This window comes from Aeromonas diversa CDC 2478-85 (genome assembly GCF_000819805.1).
In the GTDB taxonomy this organism is placed as follows: Bacteria; Pseudomonadota; Gammaproteobacteria; order Enterobacterales; family Aeromonadaceae; genus Aeromonas; species Aeromonas diversa.
Genome location: NZ_CDCE01000029.1, coordinates 487,924 through 503,571, shown reverse-complemented (window position 1 = coordinate 503,571; position 15,648 = coordinate 487,924). Strand labels below are relative to the sequence as shown.

Annotated in this window: 17 protein-coding genes; all 17 read right to left on the bottom strand. The window is 58.4% G+C overall.

Going from position 1 to position 15,648, the window contains the following annotated elements:
- Positions 1 to 2: 2 nt before the first annotated feature.
- Positions 3 to 740, bottom strand: a complete 738-nt coding sequence (locus tag BN1121_RS11790; RefSeq protein ID WP_005357656.1) for a protein phosphatase CheZ — start codon at positions 738 to 740, stop codon at positions 3 to 5.
- Positions 741 to 753: 13 nt separating this feature from the next.
- The gene (cheY, locus tag BN1121_RS11785) at positions 754 to 1,125 is read right to left on the bottom strand and encodes a chemotaxis response regulator CheY (protein WP_437125682.1); all 372 of its coding nucleotides are present in this window, start codon (positions 1,123 to 1,125) and stop codon (positions 754 to 756) included.
- A gap of 126 nt (positions 1,126 to 1,251) precedes the next feature.
- Positions 1,252 to 1,968, bottom strand: a complete 717-nt coding sequence (locus BN1121_RS11780) for an RNA polymerase sigma factor FliA (protein WP_005357651.1) — start codon at positions 1,966 to 1,968, stop codon at positions 1,252 to 1,254.
- Positions 1,961 to 2,845 (bottom strand): MinD/ParA family protein, encoded by an 885-nt coding sequence (locus BN1121_RS11775; protein WP_005357649.1) that lies wholly within the window; start codon positions 2,843 to 2,845, stop codon positions 1,961 to 1,963. The genes BN1121_RS11780 and BN1121_RS11775 overlap by 8 nt, the downstream gene beginning before the upstream one ends.
- Complete coding sequence (gene flhF / locus BN1121_RS11770) at positions 2,838 to 4,250, bottom strand: flagellar biosynthesis GTPase FlhF (RefSeq protein ID WP_005357647.1); 1,413 nt, start codon at positions 4,248 to 4,250, stop codon at positions 2,838 to 2,840. Before flhF ends, BN1121_RS11775 begins: the two co-directional genes overlap by 8 nt.
- Positions 4,251 to 4,266: 16 nt before the next feature.
- A complete protein-coding gene (gene flhA, locus BN1121_RS11765) occupies positions 4,267 to 6,369 on the bottom strand; it encodes a flagellar biosynthesis protein FlhA (protein WP_005357643.1) in 2,103 nt (700 codons plus the stop codon).
- A 106-nt stretch (positions 6,370 to 6,475) separates the two neighbouring features.
- On the bottom strand, positions 6,476 to 7,606 hold the full coding sequence (gene flhB / locus BN1121_RS11760; RefSeq protein ID WP_043157941.1) for a flagellar biosynthesis protein FlhB: 1,131 nt from the start codon (positions 7,604 to 7,606) through the stop codon (positions 6,476 to 6,478).
- On the bottom strand, positions 7,599 to 8,396 hold the full coding sequence (gene fliR / locus BN1121_RS11755) for a flagellar biosynthetic protein FliR (RefSeq protein WP_082038241.1): 798 nt from the start codon (positions 8,394 to 8,396) through the stop codon (positions 7,599 to 7,601). The genes flhB and fliR overlap by 8 nt, the downstream gene beginning before the upstream one ends.
- Entirely contained in the window at positions 8,393 to 8,662 is a 270-nt protein-coding gene (gene fliQ, locus BN1121_RS11750; RefSeq protein ID WP_005356543.1) for a flagellar biosynthesis protein FliQ, read from the bottom strand. The genes fliR and fliQ overlap by 4 nt, the downstream gene beginning before the upstream one ends.
- 9 nt (positions 8,663 to 8,671) lie before the next feature.
- Positions 8,672 to 9,412 (bottom strand): flagellar type III secretion system pore protein FliP, encoded by a 741-nt coding sequence (fliP, locus tag BN1121_RS11745; protein WP_005356545.1) that lies wholly within the window; start codon positions 9,410 to 9,412, stop codon positions 8,672 to 8,674.
- Positions 9,405 to 9,776 (bottom strand): flagellar biosynthetic protein FliO, encoded by a 372-nt coding sequence (fliO, locus tag BN1121_RS11740; protein ID WP_005356547.1) that lies wholly within the window; start codon positions 9,774 to 9,776, stop codon positions 9,405 to 9,407. The genes fliP and fliO overlap by 8 nt, the downstream gene beginning before the upstream one ends.
- Positions 9,773 to 10,177: a flagellar motor switch protein FliN gene (gene fliN / locus BN1121_RS11735; protein WP_005356551.1), complete on the bottom strand. Its 405-nt coding sequence runs from the start codon at positions 10,175 to 10,177 to the stop codon at positions 9,773 to 9,775. Before fliN ends, fliO begins: the two co-directional genes overlap by 4 nt.
- Positions 10,178 to 10,206: 29 nt before the next feature.
- On the bottom strand, positions 10,207 to 11,274 hold the full coding sequence (gene fliM / locus BN1121_RS11730) for a flagellar motor switch protein FliM (protein WP_005356554.1): 1,068 nt from the start codon (positions 11,272 to 11,274) through the stop codon (positions 10,207 to 10,209).
- 7 nt (positions 11,275 to 11,281) lie between these two features.
- A complete protein-coding gene (gene fliL, locus BN1121_RS11725) occupies positions 11,282 to 11,803 on the bottom strand; it encodes a flagellar basal body-associated protein FliL (protein WP_005356557.1) in 522 nt (173 codons plus the stop codon).
- 57 nt (positions 11,804 to 11,860) lie between these two features.
- Positions 11,861 to 13,759 (bottom strand): flagellar hook-length control protein FliK, encoded by a 1,899-nt coding sequence (locus BN1121_RS19045; RefSeq protein ID WP_005356559.1) that lies wholly within the window; start codon positions 13,757 to 13,759, stop codon positions 11,861 to 11,863.
- A 108-nt stretch (positions 13,760 to 13,867) separates the two neighbouring features.
- Positions 13,868 to 14,308, bottom strand: coding sequence for a flagellar export protein FliJ (fliJ, locus tag BN1121_RS11715; RefSeq protein WP_005356562.1), 441 nt, complete (start codon positions 14,306 to 14,308; stop codon positions 13,868 to 13,870).
- Between the two features lie 8 nt (positions 14,309 to 14,316).
- Positions 14,317 to 15,648 carry a flagellar protein export ATPase FliI gene (fliI, locus tag BN1121_RS11710; protein ID WP_005356565.1) on the bottom strand — a complete coding sequence of 444 codons (1,332 nt, stop codon included), beginning with the start codon at positions 15,646 to 15,648 and terminating at the stop codon, positions 14,317 to 14,319.

Here is a 15,648-nt window from a genome sequence, read left to right as displayed (position 1 = left end):
CATTAGAATCCAAGACTGGAGAGAAGGTCATCCACGTCATCCTGGCCATTGACCACATCATCACGATGTTCGGCATTGATGATCGGGCCTTCTGCTTCGATCGCGTTGCGAAGCACGGGTTTCGGGGGCTCAGCTCCGATATCACCAAACATCGTCAACATCTCTACTAATTTAGTCTCGACCTCCTGGACCAGCTTGATGACTTTGCGAATCATCTGGCCGGTGAGGTCCTGAAAATCCTGAGCCATCAGAATTTCAGTCAACAGTTGCCTTAACGTATCGGCGTCCGCCTCAGAAGACTTAAGAAAATCATCGAGTTGATGACACAAAACCTTGAACTGGCCCACATCTAGGCTGCGTCCCATCAGTGCCTGCCAGTTAGGCAGCACAGACTGAATGCCATCGTTGAGACGATCCGCGATGGGAAGACTGGCTTCAACGGCGTCCATTGTTCTGTTGGCCGCCTTGTCGGTCATGTCGATGACATAGCTGAGGTGCTCGCGAGCATCGGGTATTTCGTGAGTCGCAAGAGCGGGAATGCGCGGATCCAGCCGAAACTCATTGAGGGAGTTATGGAGCTGGCGGGTCAACTGACCCACCTTCTCGAACAGGGCGTTGGCATTAGGCACACATACCTCTGCCAACAATTCATCCGCCCTGCCAAACTCCTCCTGCTCGAGTAGGGAGACGAGCATCCTTGCCTGCTCAAGCGTAATGATTGCGCTCGTCTTGACCATCATCCTTGGGGCTCCTTCAGCCGATGCGTTCGAAGATCTTGTCGAGCTTCTCTTTCAGGGTCGCAGCAGTGAAGGGCTTGACGATATAGCCGTTAACACCGGCTTGAGCCGCTTCAATGATCTGTTCACGCTTGGCTTCGGCAGTCACCATCAGGACAGGAAGATGCTTGAGCTTGTCATCGGCACGAATGGCCTTGAGTAGATCGATCCCTTGCATGCCAGGCATGTTCCAGTCGGTCACAACGAACTGGAAATCACCGTTTTTAAGCATGGGCAGGGCAGTGTTGCCATCGTCGGCTTCATGGGTGTTGTTGAAGCCAAGATCTCTTAGCAAGTTCTTGATAATCCGACGCATTGTCGAAAAATCATCAACAATGAGGATTTTCATGTTCTTGTCCAAAATTCCCTCCTAAACGGCCGTCTGCAGACGGCCGGCGTTCATGATGCAGAATGCAGATACTTGTGGTGACTATTATGCCCTACACCGTTTTTTTAGTGTAGACAGTACAAAGAGTTATGCTTGCCAATCACGCAGCCTGGCGCGCAATCGGTGCATCGCCTGGCTGTGGATCTGGCTAACTCGGGACTCGCTGACGTTGAGAATTTCACCGATTTCTCTCAAATTCAGCTCTTCGTCGTAATAAAGAGAGAGCACCAGTGCCTCTCGCTCGGGAAGCTTGGCAATGTTGTCGGCCAGGGCCGACTGGAAGCGCTCGGCTGCAACATCTTCATAGCCATGGGTCACACTGGCCCCTTCCCCGCCCAGCACATCTTCACTGACACCGAGATCTTCAATGCCAATGATCTTGCCACACGAGACATCTTGCAGCATGGAGTGATACTCATCCATGCCGACACCGAGCTGCTGCGCGACTTCAGTATCACGCGCATCGCGGCCATGCTGCTTCTCGACCTGATCGATCGCCTCGGAAATCATGCGACTGTTACGATGGACCGAACGAGGAACCCAGTCACCACGTCGAATCTCGTCAAGCATGGCACCACGGATGCGGATACCCGCATAGGTCTCGAAGCTGGCTCCCTTGCTCCCGTCAAAATTACGAGAGGCCTCGATAAGCCCAATCATACCCGCCTGGATCAGGTCATCGAGCAGCACACTGCTGGGCAAGCGGGCCAGCAGATGCTGGGCGATGCGCTTGACCAGAGGTGAATGGCGCTCGACCAATGCATAGGAATCCTGATGGCGTAAGTATGCCTGGGCTTTATTCACGCGAACCTTCCTTTATCGTGGCAGGATTCTGCAGCAGGCTCTCGATAAAGAACTCGAGATGTCCCCCGGGCTGGCTCGGTACAGGCCAACTTGCCGCCTTGTTCGCCAACGCTCTGAATGCCAGTGATGCCGGTGACTTTGGAAAGGCATCAACGATCAGCTTCTGCTTACGTACCGCCTGCCTCAGATTCGTGTCATAGGGTATACAAGCGACCAATTCCAGCGAAGTCTCAAGAAAGCGATCGGTGACACGGGTCAATTTTGCGAACAGCTCCTGCCCTTCGCGCAGACTGCGCACCATATTGGCTACGACCTTGAAGCGATAGACACCATGCTCCTTGGAGAGGATTTTCATCAGGGCGTAGGCATCCGTGATGGAAGTTGGCTCGTCACAGACCACCACCATGATGTCTTGGGCAGCACGGGCAAAACTGAGGACCATGTCGGAAATCCCCGCCGCGGTATCCACCATCAATACATCGATCTGAGTCTTCATCTCACTGAAGGCCCTGATAAGACCCGCATGCTGAGCCGGTGACAGCTCGACCATGGATTGGGTACCCGACGTTGCCGGCACTATCATCATGCCGTTGGGCCCCTCGATGATGATGTCATCCAGAGTGCACTCCCCCGAGAGAACATGGGAGAGGTTACGATGGACTCGAAGACCCAGCATCACGTCCACATTTGCCAGCCCCAGGTCAGCATCGAGTACCATGACCCGCTTGCCCTGAGCCGCCATGGCCCCGGCGACATTAAGAGTGACGTTGGTCTTACCAACCCCGCCCTTGCCGCCGGAAACCGCAATGACCTTAACTCGGTTGTTTTGACGCATTTTGCGTAGCCCACTTGCCTGATCCATATATACGTTACTCATAAAACTCCGAATCTTCAGCCTCGCCAAACCCGGCGCCCCAGAAATAGGGCTCTTCCACCTGCCGTTCCAACGACCCGAGCGCCGAACCTATCAGCTGTGCCGAGTGAGCGACCTGAATATCCTCCGGAACCCGCTGCCCATCGGTGACATACGAGATGGGAAGAGAATTCTGGATACAAACGTTGATGACTTCCCCGAGGTTCAAGCTCTCGTCGAGCTTAGTCAGGATGCATCCGCTCAGCGGAATGCGCTTGAAATGGTCGACCGCCTCCTGCATGACCCGGCGCTGGGAAGTGGCCGACATCACCAGATAGCTGCGAATACGGACCTTGGAATTCTTAACCAGCGTATCGAGCTGCTCTGTCAGGCGAACATCGCGCTGGCCCATGCCCGCCGTGTCGATAAGGACGAGGCGGCGATGACGAAACTGGTAAAGCACCGATGCCAACTCTTCGGCATCGCGCACCTGGCGCACCGGACAGCCCATGATCCGCCCATAAGTCTGCAGCTGCTCATGGGCACCGATCCGGTAGTTGTCGGTGGTGATGAGAGCCACTTGATCTGCGCCATATTTCATGGCGAAGCGGGCTGCCAGCTTGGCTATCGTGGTTGTCTTGCCCACCCCGGTTGGACCGAGCAGGGCCACAGCCCCCCCTTGACGCAGAATCTCGTCCTCCCCAACCCGGAGCTGGGACGTCAGGATCTCGGCTATCTGAGCCATGCCCTCGTGGACCGACATGTCCTCCGGCACCATTCCCGCCAGTTGATCGGCGTAAGCGTCGTCAAACCCGATCTTCTTCAGCTCCTTGATGAGCAGGGCCCGCATCGGCTCGCGACGCTCGACCTCCTGCCACATCAGGCCCGAGATCTGATGCTCCAACAGCTTGCGGATGCTTGCCATCTCTTGGCGCACGCCTTCCAACTCACGATCGCGAGGGGCACTCTCACGGGCCGGGGTCGCGGTACGGCTTGCGCCGTTGCTCCGGGCACGCGGCTTGGCCTGCGGCTGAGCCTCCCATTGTGCTTGCTCGGCAAGTGTCCGGGGAGCCCCCTCCGGAGCCGAGGCCGCGACGGTGGAGGGTGCTGAACGTTGAACGGCACCCTTCGCCTGTTGTTGCCTGGCAAGCAGGGCCGCCAAACTATCGGCGTAATGCTCTTCTTTTGACGCAGAAGAAGTCGTCATTTGACGACCAGCCGTCGAAATATTGACGCGTTCGTCTACCAAGGCGGCACGAGCTGGCTCCTTGCTTGACACCGTTTGAGCCTGATAATCCACTGCGGCAACAATCTCGACTCCTCCGGTGACCTTTTTATTGGACATGATCACAGCGTCCGGGCCCAGAGTCTCCTTGACCTCTGCCAGCGCAGTCCGCATGTCCTTGGCAAAAAACCGCTTAATCTTCACCTGTCATCTCCGCTCGCTAGTTCTGCCCCACCGCACTGACAATACGGATCTGCTTGTCGTCAGGCACTTCTTGGTAGGACAGGACGCGCAACCCCGGAATTGCATTCTTAACAAACTTGGCAAGGGTGTTGCGCAAAATTCCCGATGTCAGCAATACAGCAGGCTGACCCTCCAATTCCTGCTGCTGGGTTGCCTCGGCCAGTGACCTCTGCATCCTCTCGGCCAGACCCGGCTCGATACCGGCGCCTTCACTGCCACCAGCCTGCAAGGATTGATGCAATATACGTTCCAATTCCGGCGCCAGTGTTATCACGGGCAGCTCGGCCTCGGTACCGGCGATCTCCTGCACGATGAGGCGGCGCAGGGCAATACGGCACGCGGCGGTTAATACCTCGGGATCCTGGCTACGGGGAGCATATTCCACCAACGTCTGCAGTATGGTGCGCATGTCGCGGATCGGAACCCCTTCACCCAACAAGTTCTGCAGCACCTTGACCAGATTGCCCATCGCAATCACTTCAGGTACCAACCCATCAACCAGCTTGGCTTGATGCTTGGCAACCATGTCGAGCAGTTGCTGTACCTCATCATGACCGAGCAGCAACGCCGCCTGGTTCGACAGCAGCTGGCTGAGATGAGTGGCCACCACGGTCGCCGCATCCACCACCGTATAACCCAAGGTCTGGGCATGGGAGACCTGATCCTTGCCAATCCAGAGCGCCTCGAGACCAAACGCAGGATCCCGTGTCGGGACACCGTTAATGGAGCCAAAGACCTGGCCCGGGTTGATGGCCATCTCTTTGTCGTGGTAGATCTGCGCTTCACCTGTGCTGACACCCATCAGAGTGATGCGATACTGATTGGGCGCCAGATCCAGGTTGTCACGGATATGCACCGCCGGAACCAGGAAACCCAGCTCCTGAGACAGCTTCTTACGAACCCCCTTGATCCGGGTGAGCAACTCCCCACCCTGGTTACGGTCCACCAGCGGGATCAGCTGATAACCCACCTCCAACCCGATCACATCGACGGGCATGACATCATCCCAGCTCAAGTCCCGCTGCTCATGGGGCGTCTCCAATTCCCCCTCCAGCGCACCATCCTCCTTGGGTTGGGCCGCCAGGCGCTTCTCTCGCTGCAACAGCCACCAGGCGATCCCGGCACAGAGGATGCCGAGTGACAGAAACGCCACATGAGGCATCCCGGGTACCACCCCCATGATCAGCAGGATGGCGGCGGTGATGATAAGCGAGCGCGGGTTGCTAAACAGCTGCCCCAGCACCGCCTGTCCCATGTCTTGGTCAGTATTTTGACGGGTAACTATGATGGCTGCCGCGATAGAGAGCATCAGTGAGGGGATCTGGGCTACCAGACCGTCACCTATGGTGAGCAGGGTGTAGATGCGTGTCGCGTCGGAAAAGCTCAGCCCGTGCTGCACCATGCCGATGATGAAACCACCGATGATGTTGATAAAGAGCACCATGATGCCGGCCACTGCATCACCTTTAACGAATTTGGAGGCACCATCCATAGAGCCATAGAAATCCGCCTCGGCGGTGACATCTTGGCGGCGTTTCTTTGCCTCCTCCTGGTTGATGAGGCCGGCATTGAGGTCAGCATCAATGGCCATCTGTTTACCGGGCATCGCATCGAGGGTGAAACGGGCACTCACTTCTGAGATGCGTCCGGCACCCTTGGTAACCACGACGAAGTTGATGATCATCAGGATCAAGAAGACGATAAGACCGACCGCGTAGTTACCACCGATAACCACAGAGCCAAATGCTTCGATCACATGACCGGCAGCATCCGGACCGTTATGGCCTTCGAGCAGCACTACCCGGGTCGAGGCCACGTTCAGGGCCAGTCGCAGCAGGGTGGCAATCAGCAATACGGTAGGAAATGCGGCAAAATCGAGAGGGCGCCGGGTATAGACGGCGACCAGCAATACCACCATGGCCAGGGCGATGTTGAACGAGAAAAGAATATCCAGCAGGAAGGCTGGCATGGGCAGCACAACCATGCCAAGGGAGGCCATCACCAGCAAAGGAGTCCCGATCCCTTTGCTTAGCACGCCTCGGTACCCTTTTAGCCGGGTCAGCATCTGGGTCATTTCCATCGCTCGTATCGCATCTGACTACACCTGACATGCGAAAAGCAAAAAACGTTCCAATAATTTATTTATGTTATTTTCAATTGGTTAGATTTGTGTCGTCAGAAGACCGTCACTTGCGATACTCGTCAGGAATGGGCAGATCCTGGGCCAAAGGTTTCGGGCGATGACTGCGGCCACGACGGAACTGCTTGAGTTGATAGACATAGGCCAATACCTGGGCCACGGCAGCAAAGAGCCCCTCGGGGATCTCTTGGCCCAGCTCGGTGCTATGGTAGATGGCCCGAGTCAGCGCCGGAGAGGGTAAAATGGGGATCTCGTACTCACGGGCGATCTCCCGGATCTTCATCGCCACTTCGTCCACCCCCTTGGCCAATACCTTGGGCGCGGCACCCGGTTTGTTGGCATCATACTGGAGGGCCACCGAGTAGTGGCTCGGGTTGGTGATGATCACATCGGCCTTGGGGACATCCCCCATCATGCGCCGCATTGCCATCTCCATCTGGAGTTGCCGTCTTTTCCCCTTGATTTCGGGCTTACCTTCCGAGTTCTCGTACTCCTCTTTCACCTCCTGCTTGGTCATCTTGAGCTGGCGTGTATGGTTCCACTGCTGAAACGGAACATCGATGGCCACGATGGGCAAGAGAGAACAGCAGAGCACCAGGATCATCCACAAGAAGAGTTCGATGGCATCGAGTAGCCCACCGGGAAACCCTTCTACGGAGAGATGCATCAGGTGATCGAACTGGCTGGCTAGCAACCACCAGGCAAAGAGGGCGATAAAGAGCACCTTGGCGATCGACTTCAGCAGCTCCACCAAAGACTGAACACCGAAGATCCGCTTGAGCCCGCTCAGGGGGTTAAGCTTGCTAAACTTGGGCTGCATCGCCTCGGTCGAGAAGTTATAGCCCCCCATCAGAATGTTACCGACAAACGAGGCAACTGCGACCAGGAAAAAGAGGATGCCCAGAGGCTCGATCAATTCCTTGATCATCTCCCCCAACAAGGCCGGCATGGCGTAGGGGTCGAACATCTGCTCTCGCTGTAGTGAGAATCCCTGCTGAAATATGGACACAAGCGACGCGGCGAGACTCCCCTTGACCATCATCAGGGCGAAGCAGGCCGCCAACAAGACGCTGGCCGTCCCCAGTTCGCGAGAGCGGGGGATCTGCCCTTTCTCTCTCGCTTCCTCAAGTCGTTTCCCGGTGGGTAACTCCGAGCGTTCCTGATCCGAATCAGCCACCTATGCCTCCCGCACACTGGGTGCCGATGGCCAAGCAGAGCAGCTCCTGAACCCTAGACCAGATATTGTCGAAATGCTCTGTCAGGCTACCGATGGTGAGCCAGATGATGAAGAGGCCGGCGATCATGCTGACCGCAAACCCCATGCTGAAGATGTTTAATTGGGGGGCGGCGCGAGTCATCACACCAAACGAGAAGTTGATGAGCAGTAAGGCGATGATGGCAGAGAGTGACATCACCAGTGCGGCCTGAAACATGATACCGAGAAATGCCGCCAAGTCGCGGTACACGACCGCCGGTATACCTGCTTGCGAAACCGGCAGCGTCTCGAAGCTGAGGATAACCAGCCGCAACAATAACAGATGCCCGTCCACCGCCAAGAAAACCAGGGTCGCCAGCATCAGGTAAAACTGCCCCACCACAGGAGCCGACTGCCCGTTCATGGGATCGACCAGAGAGGCAAAGCCCAGGCTCGTCTGCATCGCCAGTACCTGACCGGCCATGACGAAGCTCTCGGTCAGGAACAGGGTCAACTGCCCCATCGCGATTCCAATCAAGAGCTGCTGTACCGTAATGAGAAAGCCACTCCCCGAGAAGAGGGGATCGGCCGGCATGGGTGGTAAAACGGGAACAACCACCAGGGTGATAGAGAGGCTCAGCAGCATGCGCACCTGCATAGGCACCAGTCGGCTACCGAAGACCACCATGACCATCAACATGCCACCAATCCGGCACAAGGGCCAGATGAAAGAGGCCAACCACGCCATGATGAGGCCAGTGGAGACGGTCACCCCACGACCTCGGGGATCTGCTGCACCATCAGGATGAAGAAATCCATCAGACTCTGCATCCCCCAATGAGCCCCCAGCGCCAGGGCAAGGAGGGTGACGATAAGGCGAGGCAAAAAACTTAACGTCTGCTCGTTGATCGAGGTCGCCGCCTGGAAGATGGAAACCACCAGCCCCACCAGCAGGCTGGGCAGGATGACGGCACACACCATGACGCTCACAATCCAGAGCGCCTCACGAAACACATCGACGAAGGTTTCCGGTGACATGGACGCTCCTTAACCGCTGCCCAGGCCAAAACTGGTGGCTAGGCTGCCCATGATGAGGTTCCATCCGTCGACCATCACGAACAGCATCAGTTTGAAGGGGAGTGACACTATCATGGGAGAGAGCATCATCATCCCCATTGCCATCAGTATACTGGCCACCACCAGATCGATGACCAGAAACGGCAGGAACAGCATGAAGCCGATCTGAAACGCCGTCTTGAGCTCACTGGTCACAAAGGCCGGGATCAGCACCCGCATAGGGGCATCCTGAGGCTTATCCACCTTCACATTGGCGATCTCCATGAAGGTATTGAGATCCTTGATGCGAGTCTGTGACAGCATGAACTGCTGCAACGGAACCTGCGCCTTTTCCAACGCCTCCTTGGACGTGATGGTCTCGGCCAGATAGGGTTGCAGCGCCTCCTCATTGATACGATCGAGCACTGGCGACATGATGAAGAAGGTCATGAAGAGCGCAATCCCGATCAGCACCTGGTTGGAGGGACTCTGTTGCAGGCCGATAGCCTGACGCAGTATCCCCAGCACCACCACAATACGGGTAAAGGAGGTCATCATGATGACGATGGCGGGCAGGAAAGAGAGCGCCGTCATCAGTGCCAGCACCTGCAGGGTCAGGCTGTACTCCTGACTGCCATCGGCATTGGTGGTGACCGTCACCGCCGACATGCCGTCCTGACCGAAACAGAGCGGTGCTGCCAGCAGCAATCCAAGCCAAAGCAGGCTACGCATGGTCATCCTTTTTCATCAACTTGCCCAGCTGCTGGGCAAAGGGCTGGACTTCATCGAGCGGGGTGTCGAGACGCGAGAGCAAACTCACCTGCGCCGGGGTGACCCCCAGCAGATACTGCTGTTGCCCCACCTTCACCACGATCAGCTTCTCTTTGACGCCCAGAGGCAGGGTAGCCACCACCTTCATCTGGCCACCGCTCAGGCTTTGGGATAGGCGGGTCTTCTTCAGCAGCGCCCCCAGCGCCACGATGAGGCCGATCACCAGCAGGCTCGAGAGCAGCCAAGATGTCAGCGTCGGCGCACTGGCGCCAGTGGGCTCGGCCCAGAGGGGAAGCGGCAATAACAGCCATAGATAACGCATCATTTCAGTTTCTTGATCCGCTCGATCTGGCTGATGACATCGGTCAGTCGGATACCGAACTTGTCGTTGACCACCACTACCTCGCCGTGGGCGATCAGGGTACCGTTAACCAACACATCGAGCGGCTCACCCGCCACCCGGTCCAGTTCGACCACAGAGCCTTGGTTAAGCTGCAGCAAGTTGCGGATACTGATCTGACTGCGCCCGACCTCCATCGAAATGGTCACGGGAATGTCGAGAATGGTATCGAGCTTACGGCGCTCTTCGGCCGAGATGGGAGGATCTTCCTGAAGCTCCTCGAGAGGGGCCGGTTTTACCTCGGCCGCCTCGGACGCCACCTGCTCTTCCAGCGCCGCTGCCCAGGCATCCGCCATCAGGTCCTGCTCTTCGTCGTTTCCACTCATGTTTATCGAATCCTTGTTCTTAATCGGGCTTACTGCTGTTCCTGAATGCTACGCTCGAGCTCCTCGAGCTCCACATCCCCATCGATCCTCACCCCACCCCGGGTTACCAGGTGCATCTCTGTCTTCACCGAATCGGGCCGCTTGAGCTTGTCGGTGATCTTGAGTGCCACCTTCTCCCGGGTTCGTCCCATCTTGGCGTGAAACGTGGGCAAATCTTCTACAAACACGAGCAGGTTTTCCGGCATTTCCACCGGAATGACGTCACCCGGTTGCAGCTCCATCAGCTCGCGCAGGCTGATATCGGTCTCGAGCAGCTTGGCCCGCAGACCGACCTTTACATCCATGATCTCATCGCGCAGCGCTTTGCTCCAGCGCACATCGGTGTCCCCCTTGTCACTCTGAACACCGGCATCGAGCAATTCGCGGATAGGCTCGAGCATGGAGTAGGGCATGGCCACATGAAAATCGCCCCCCCCGCCATCGAGCTCGATATGAAAAGAGCTGACCACTATCACCTCGGTCGGGCTCACTATGTTGGCCATGGCCGGGTTCACCTCGGAGTCGAGGTATTCAAAACCCACGTCCATCACCGGAGCCCAGGCATCCTTATAATCTTCGAACACCAGCTTGAGCAGCATCTGAATGATGCGTCGCTCGGTGGGGGTGAACTCACGCCCCTCGATCTTGGCGTGATAGCGACCATCGCCGCCGAAGAAGTTTTCCACCAGGATAAAGACCAGACGGGCCTCCATGGTGATGAGCGCAGTTCCCTTCAAGGGACGAAAGCGCACCATGTTGAGACTGGTCGGCACAAACAGGGTATGCACATACTCGCCAAACTTCAGCATCTGCACCCCGTTGATGGACACTTCTGCGGTTCGACGCATCATGTTGAAGAGGCTGATCCGCATGTGACGAGCAAAACGCTCGTTCACCAACTCCAGCGTCGGCATGCGACCCCGGACGATGCGATCCTGGGAAGAGAAATCGAACGAGGCGACGCCGGGGCCACCCGAGGGGCCTATCTCCTCTTCTTCGACCTCATCCACCCCATGGAGCAGGGCATCGATTTCATCCTGGCTTAAGAGATCACTCACGGTTCACCTACTGCATCACAAAGCCGGTAAAGAGTACCTGTTCCACCACACTCTCCTTGGTCAGCTCTTTGAGCACGCGCTGGCACTCTTCCAACGCATCGGTTCTCATTTTTTCCTTGCCCTCAAAGGTCGACAACTGCTCGGCCGTGGCGGCGCTGAAGACGCGCAGCAGAGTACCCTCGATCAGGGGAATATGCTGTTTTGCCAGGCCATCGTTGGCGGCACCACGCACCATCAACTGCACCTTGATCTGCACCAGACGATCGCGGCTCTGGCCACTGACATTGAAGACGAAGGGACGCGGCATGCCCACATAGAGGGGCGGTTGATTCTTGGTATCCGCCTTGGCCGGCGTCTCTGCGCTGTCGGTCGTCTCTGCCGGCGCACTATCGCCGCCCGAGCCGCCCAGTAATAACCAGGCCGCACCGCCACCGCCGGCCAGCAGCACCAGCGCGATAACGCCGATGATAATGAGCTTTTTCTTACTGCTCCCCTTGTCCTTGAGCGTCAATTCATTGTCATCTGCCATCGCCACGCCACCCTGTCACTTAACTGTTTCATTATCATATAGTTGCTACGGGGCGCTTCAAGCATAGAAATCAATTCCGCGGTCGGTTGCCGATTCCCTGGCCAACCGGTCACCGGTTGGCACCACACTGCCGTCATCCTCTCCCCCGCCGAGATAGCCTTCAGCACCACGACCACGCCCTTCTTGGTTCATCTGCTGGCTCATCTGTTGACCCATCTGCTGTCCCTGCTGTTGACCCTGCTGGAAATGTTGCACTTGGGTCTGTCCCAGCTGGATGCCTTGCCCGGCCAGCATCTCTCGTAGCCGTGGCATGCTCTGCTCCAGCATCTCCCTGGTCTGGCCATGCTGAACCACGAAGTGGACGCTAACCTGCTGATCCTGCCCAATCTGCAGGTGGATCTTCATCTTACCCAGCCCGATAGGATCGAGCTGCAGCTCCGCCTGCTGCAGCTTGTCAGTCAGCATCACGTTGACCTTGTGTTGTAACTCGCCAGGTGCGCTCTCCGGCGTCAGGCGCTGAGCCCCCGGGAAAGTAGGCACACTCTCCCGCCGCGCCACGTCCTGCTGGGCCGTCAGCGGCCGGCTCTCGGGCACCGGGCTGCTCGGTGTGGCATGAGGGGTCACCGTCGCGCCGCTCCCTTCGGTGTTCAGCGGCTGGCTTTTGCCATCACGGCGCTCCTCACTACGCCCTGCCCGAGCGGCCGCGACGGTTTCCCTGACGAGGGTCGCCTGTTGAGGCTCTGCGACAACACGCTCGGCCAGGGTTTCTGCGACCGCAACGGAGGATTGACGCCCAATATCCGCCGTGACCTGGACCTGAGACGGGTTGGCTGGTACGGCGCTGCCTGCCGGTGCCTTCGCCTCATTGGCGCTCACTTCAGCGCTCGGCGCAGCACTCATCGCCACGTCCTTGGTCACCCCAGGTAACGGGTTGGCAGCACCGGCATCGGCACGAGCCTGGTTAGACTGTGCCGTCACCGGATTGGCGCCGTTAGACGGGGAGTGTTCGGTCGGTTCGGTGCGAGCCGAGGCAACCTTGCCCTCGGCCGAGGGAGCCGCCACCTTGCTCGGGGAAGACGTGTCAGGCAGGACCTCGGCTGGCTTGGTCTCCGACGGGCGTAGTGGGCGCTGCAATGCCGCTTTCTCTTTGGGGGCCAGTTCTGCCTTGCTCGCCTCAGGTGTTGTCTCTGCCAGGAGAGGGCTCTCTTCGGCCACCTCTTCTTCTGTCACCTTAGTGGCAGCCATGCCAGCCTCAAGCAGAGTGGTCAGCGGAACCTTACCATTACCCGGCTCCGGCTGGCCCGCCACAGGAGCCTTGCCATTGCCTGCCGCGTTGCCATGCCCCTCCCCTACCGGCTCGGGCGGTTCATCGGCCTGCACCTCACGCCCAACCTGCGCCAGTTGACCGCTCAGGCCTGGAGTGGGGGCCGTCTCATCGCGACCGGCGCGAGAGCGTGCACCTTTCCCCTCTAACGGGGTCGCCTCCTCTTCGCTCATCGCACTGTCGCCACCATCGCTCTGTGCAGCAAGCTGAGCCGCACAGCTCTGAGCAGTCTGCACGCCGGCGGCCTTGGCCTCTCCCTTTGCGTCGATAGAGGCCGATGCCCCCATCTCGTCCAGAGCATCATCCGGCCCCTCGCACGGCGCATCAACCCATTCGCCCTGCGGCGCTGCCGCGGTCAGCTGAGTGCTGGTTTGCTGAGAGGCCATCAAGCGGGCCAGCAGATCCTGCGGCAACTCTTCGCCGCTCTCTTGCCCCTTCTTCTTGCTCTCGGGCTGAGTCTCTACGGCCGTCGAATCGTCGTCCAATCCAGCCGGTCGACGCTCGACTTGCGACGGATCGCCGCCCTCTCCTGTCAGCAGGGCAGCAAAATCGCCCCCCTTGGCCGCGGCACTCGCGCTCTCGCCGGGTGCGGCCTTGACTGTCACGGCATTGAGTGTGGGTTGAGAGATCATCGGCGATTACTCCAGTTACCTGTGCCTGCATTCGAACCGGGCTCGGAATGAGGCTCCATAGGGGGCTTAGGCTGCCTACAAGGAGAGCATTAACCTTAGGTCAGCAAATTACAGGCCAGAATTTCTCAGAAAACTGCGCGTGGCAAACTCGTCGAGCATCTTCTGCTCCTGGCGATCCGCCTTCTGCCGCTCACGCAGCGCCTTCTTCTCCAGTAGCAGCTCAACCGCCTTGCGTCTTTGTTGCATGGCCAGCCACTCCTGCTTGCGTTGTTCCATCACCTGCCTCACCTGCAGCACGCCTTCATACTGCTGCTCGGCCGCGATCTGCAGCTTGTTGATAAAAGCCTGATACTGGACGTTCTGCTGGGCCGCTATCCCCTGCTGACCACGCTCCGTCCATTGTTGCTGGTAGATCTGGCGGTAATTGCCAAGGGCGTCGTATTGCTCCATGAATAGCTGAAGATCTTGGCGGGCCTTGGCCAGCGCCATGGCACAGCGGTGCTCCGCCTCTGCCAACTGCTCGGACAACAACTCGAGTCCCTTGCTCATTCACCCTCCTAGACCGACCTCAGGGGACCGCTCACCATGTTCAGATCGGTCAGCCCCTGATCATACCCCACCACTTCTCGCATCCCCTGCTGCAAGAAATGGTCCATGTAGGGTTTTTGACTGATCGCCCGATCGATGCGGGGATCGGCGCCCTGACTGTAGGCGCCGATGCTGATGAGATCCCGATTCTGCTGGTAGAGGGAGTAAAACTGCTTGAAGAGCCGTGCAATCTGCATGTGTTCCGGTGACGTCACCTGGGGCATGACCCGGCTGATGGACTTTTCGATGTCGATCGCCGGATAGTGGCCAGCATCGGCCAGCTCGCGCGACAGCACTATGTGCCCATCGAGGATAGCCCGCGCCGCGTCGGCGATGGGGTCCTGCAGATCGTCCCCTTCGGTCAACACGGTAAAAAATGCCGTAATGGAGCCCTGCCCCTCACCGCCGTTGCCGGCACGCTCAACCAGTGCCGGTAACTTGGCAAACACAGAAGGTGGATACCCCTTGGTCGCCGGGGGTTCGCCGACCGCCAGGGCGATCTCACGCTGCGCCTGGGCGTAACGGGTGAGCGAGTCCATCAACAAGAGCACGTTCATGCCCTGATCGCGGAAATATTCGGCGATGGTGATGGCCGTCTCGCACCCCTTGAGGCGCATCAGGGGGGAGGCATCGGCCGGCGCCGCGACGACCACGGCCCGTTCTCGTCCCTCGACGCCCAGGATCTCTTCGATAAACTCTTTGACCTCACGGCCCCGCTCACCGATGAGCCCCACCACCACCACGTCGGCCACCGAGCCACGAGTCATCATGCCAAGCAGCACCGACTTACCGACCCCGGAGCCGGCAAACAGCCCCATCCGCTGGCCCTGGCCGACCGTCAGCATGGCGTTGATGGCGCGCACCCCCACGTCCATCGGCTGATGGATGGGGCGACGGGCCAACGGATTAATGCCTCGGGCGGCAAAGCGGGCAATATGAGCGCTGAGAATGGGTCCCTGTCCATCGAGCGGCTGGCCGATCCCGTCGATGACCCGTCCGAGCAGCCCCATTCCGACCGGAATGCCCTGCTCCTCGGTGAGCGGCACGACGCGCGCCCCGGGGATCACCCCCTTGAGCTGCTCACTGGGCATCAGATAGAGGTGGTCACCGGAGAACCCCACCACTTCTGCCTCCAGCGCCCCCTCCAGGGTATCGATACGGCAGAGCGAGCCGATGGCCGCGCGGCACCCTACCGCCTCCAGCGTGAGTCCGACGACTCGCGTCAATTTTCCGGCAACCGGAGTTCGCGGCGCTATGTCACGCACCCGATAGCGCTGCAGGCGGTTGAATAGCTCGCTCAT

What these genes read in the sequence shown, in the direction of transcription:
- BN1121_RS11790 (WP_005357656.1), bottom strand. Translation starts at nt 740, where the DNA reads ATGATGGTCAAGACGAGCGCAATCATTACGCTTGAGCAGGCAAGGATG.
- cheY (WP_437125682.1), bottom strand. Translation starts at nt 1,125, where the DNA reads ATGAAAATCCTCATTGTTGATGATTTTTCGACAATGCGTCGGATTATC.
- BN1121_RS11775 (WP_005357649.1), bottom strand. Translation starts at nt 2,845, where the DNA reads ATGAGTAACGTATATATGGATCAGGCAAGTGGGCTACGCAAAATGCGT.
- flhA (WP_005357643.1), bottom strand. Translation starts at nt 6,369, where the DNA reads ATGGAAATGACCCAGATGCTGACCCGGCTAAAAGGGTACCGAGGCGTG.
- fliQ (WP_005356543.1), bottom strand. Translation starts at nt 8,662, where the DNA reads ATGTCACCGGAAACCTTCGTCGATGTGTTTCGTGAGGCGCTCTGGATT.
- fliP (WP_005356545.1), bottom strand. Translation starts at nt 9,412, where the DNA reads ATGCGTAGCCTGCTTTGGCTTGGATTGCTGCTGGCAGCACCGCTCTGT.
- fliO (WP_005356547.1), bottom strand. Translation starts at nt 9,776, where the DNA reads ATGATGCGTTATCTATGGCTGTTATTGCCGCTTCCCCTCTGGGCCGAG.
- fliN (WP_005356551.1), bottom strand. Translation starts at nt 10,177, where the DNA reads ATGAGTGGAAACGACGAAGAGCAGGACCTGATGGCGGATGCCTGGGCA.
- fliL (WP_005356557.1), bottom strand. Translation starts at nt 11,803, where the DNA reads ATGGCAGATGACAATGAATTGACGCTCAAGGACAAGGGGAGCAGTAAG.
- BN1121_RS19045 (WP_005356559.1), bottom strand. Translation starts at nt 13,759, where the DNA reads ATGATCTCTCAACCCACACTCAATGCCGTGACAGTCAAGGCCGCACCC.
- fliJ (WP_005356562.1), bottom strand. Translation starts at nt 14,308, where the DNA reads ATGAGCAAGGGACTCGAGTTGTTGTCCGAGCAGTTGGCAGAGGCGGAG.
- fliI (WP_005356565.1), bottom strand. Translation starts at nt 15,648, where the DNA reads ATGAGCGAGCTATTCAACCGCCTGCAGCGCTATCGGGTGCGTGACATA.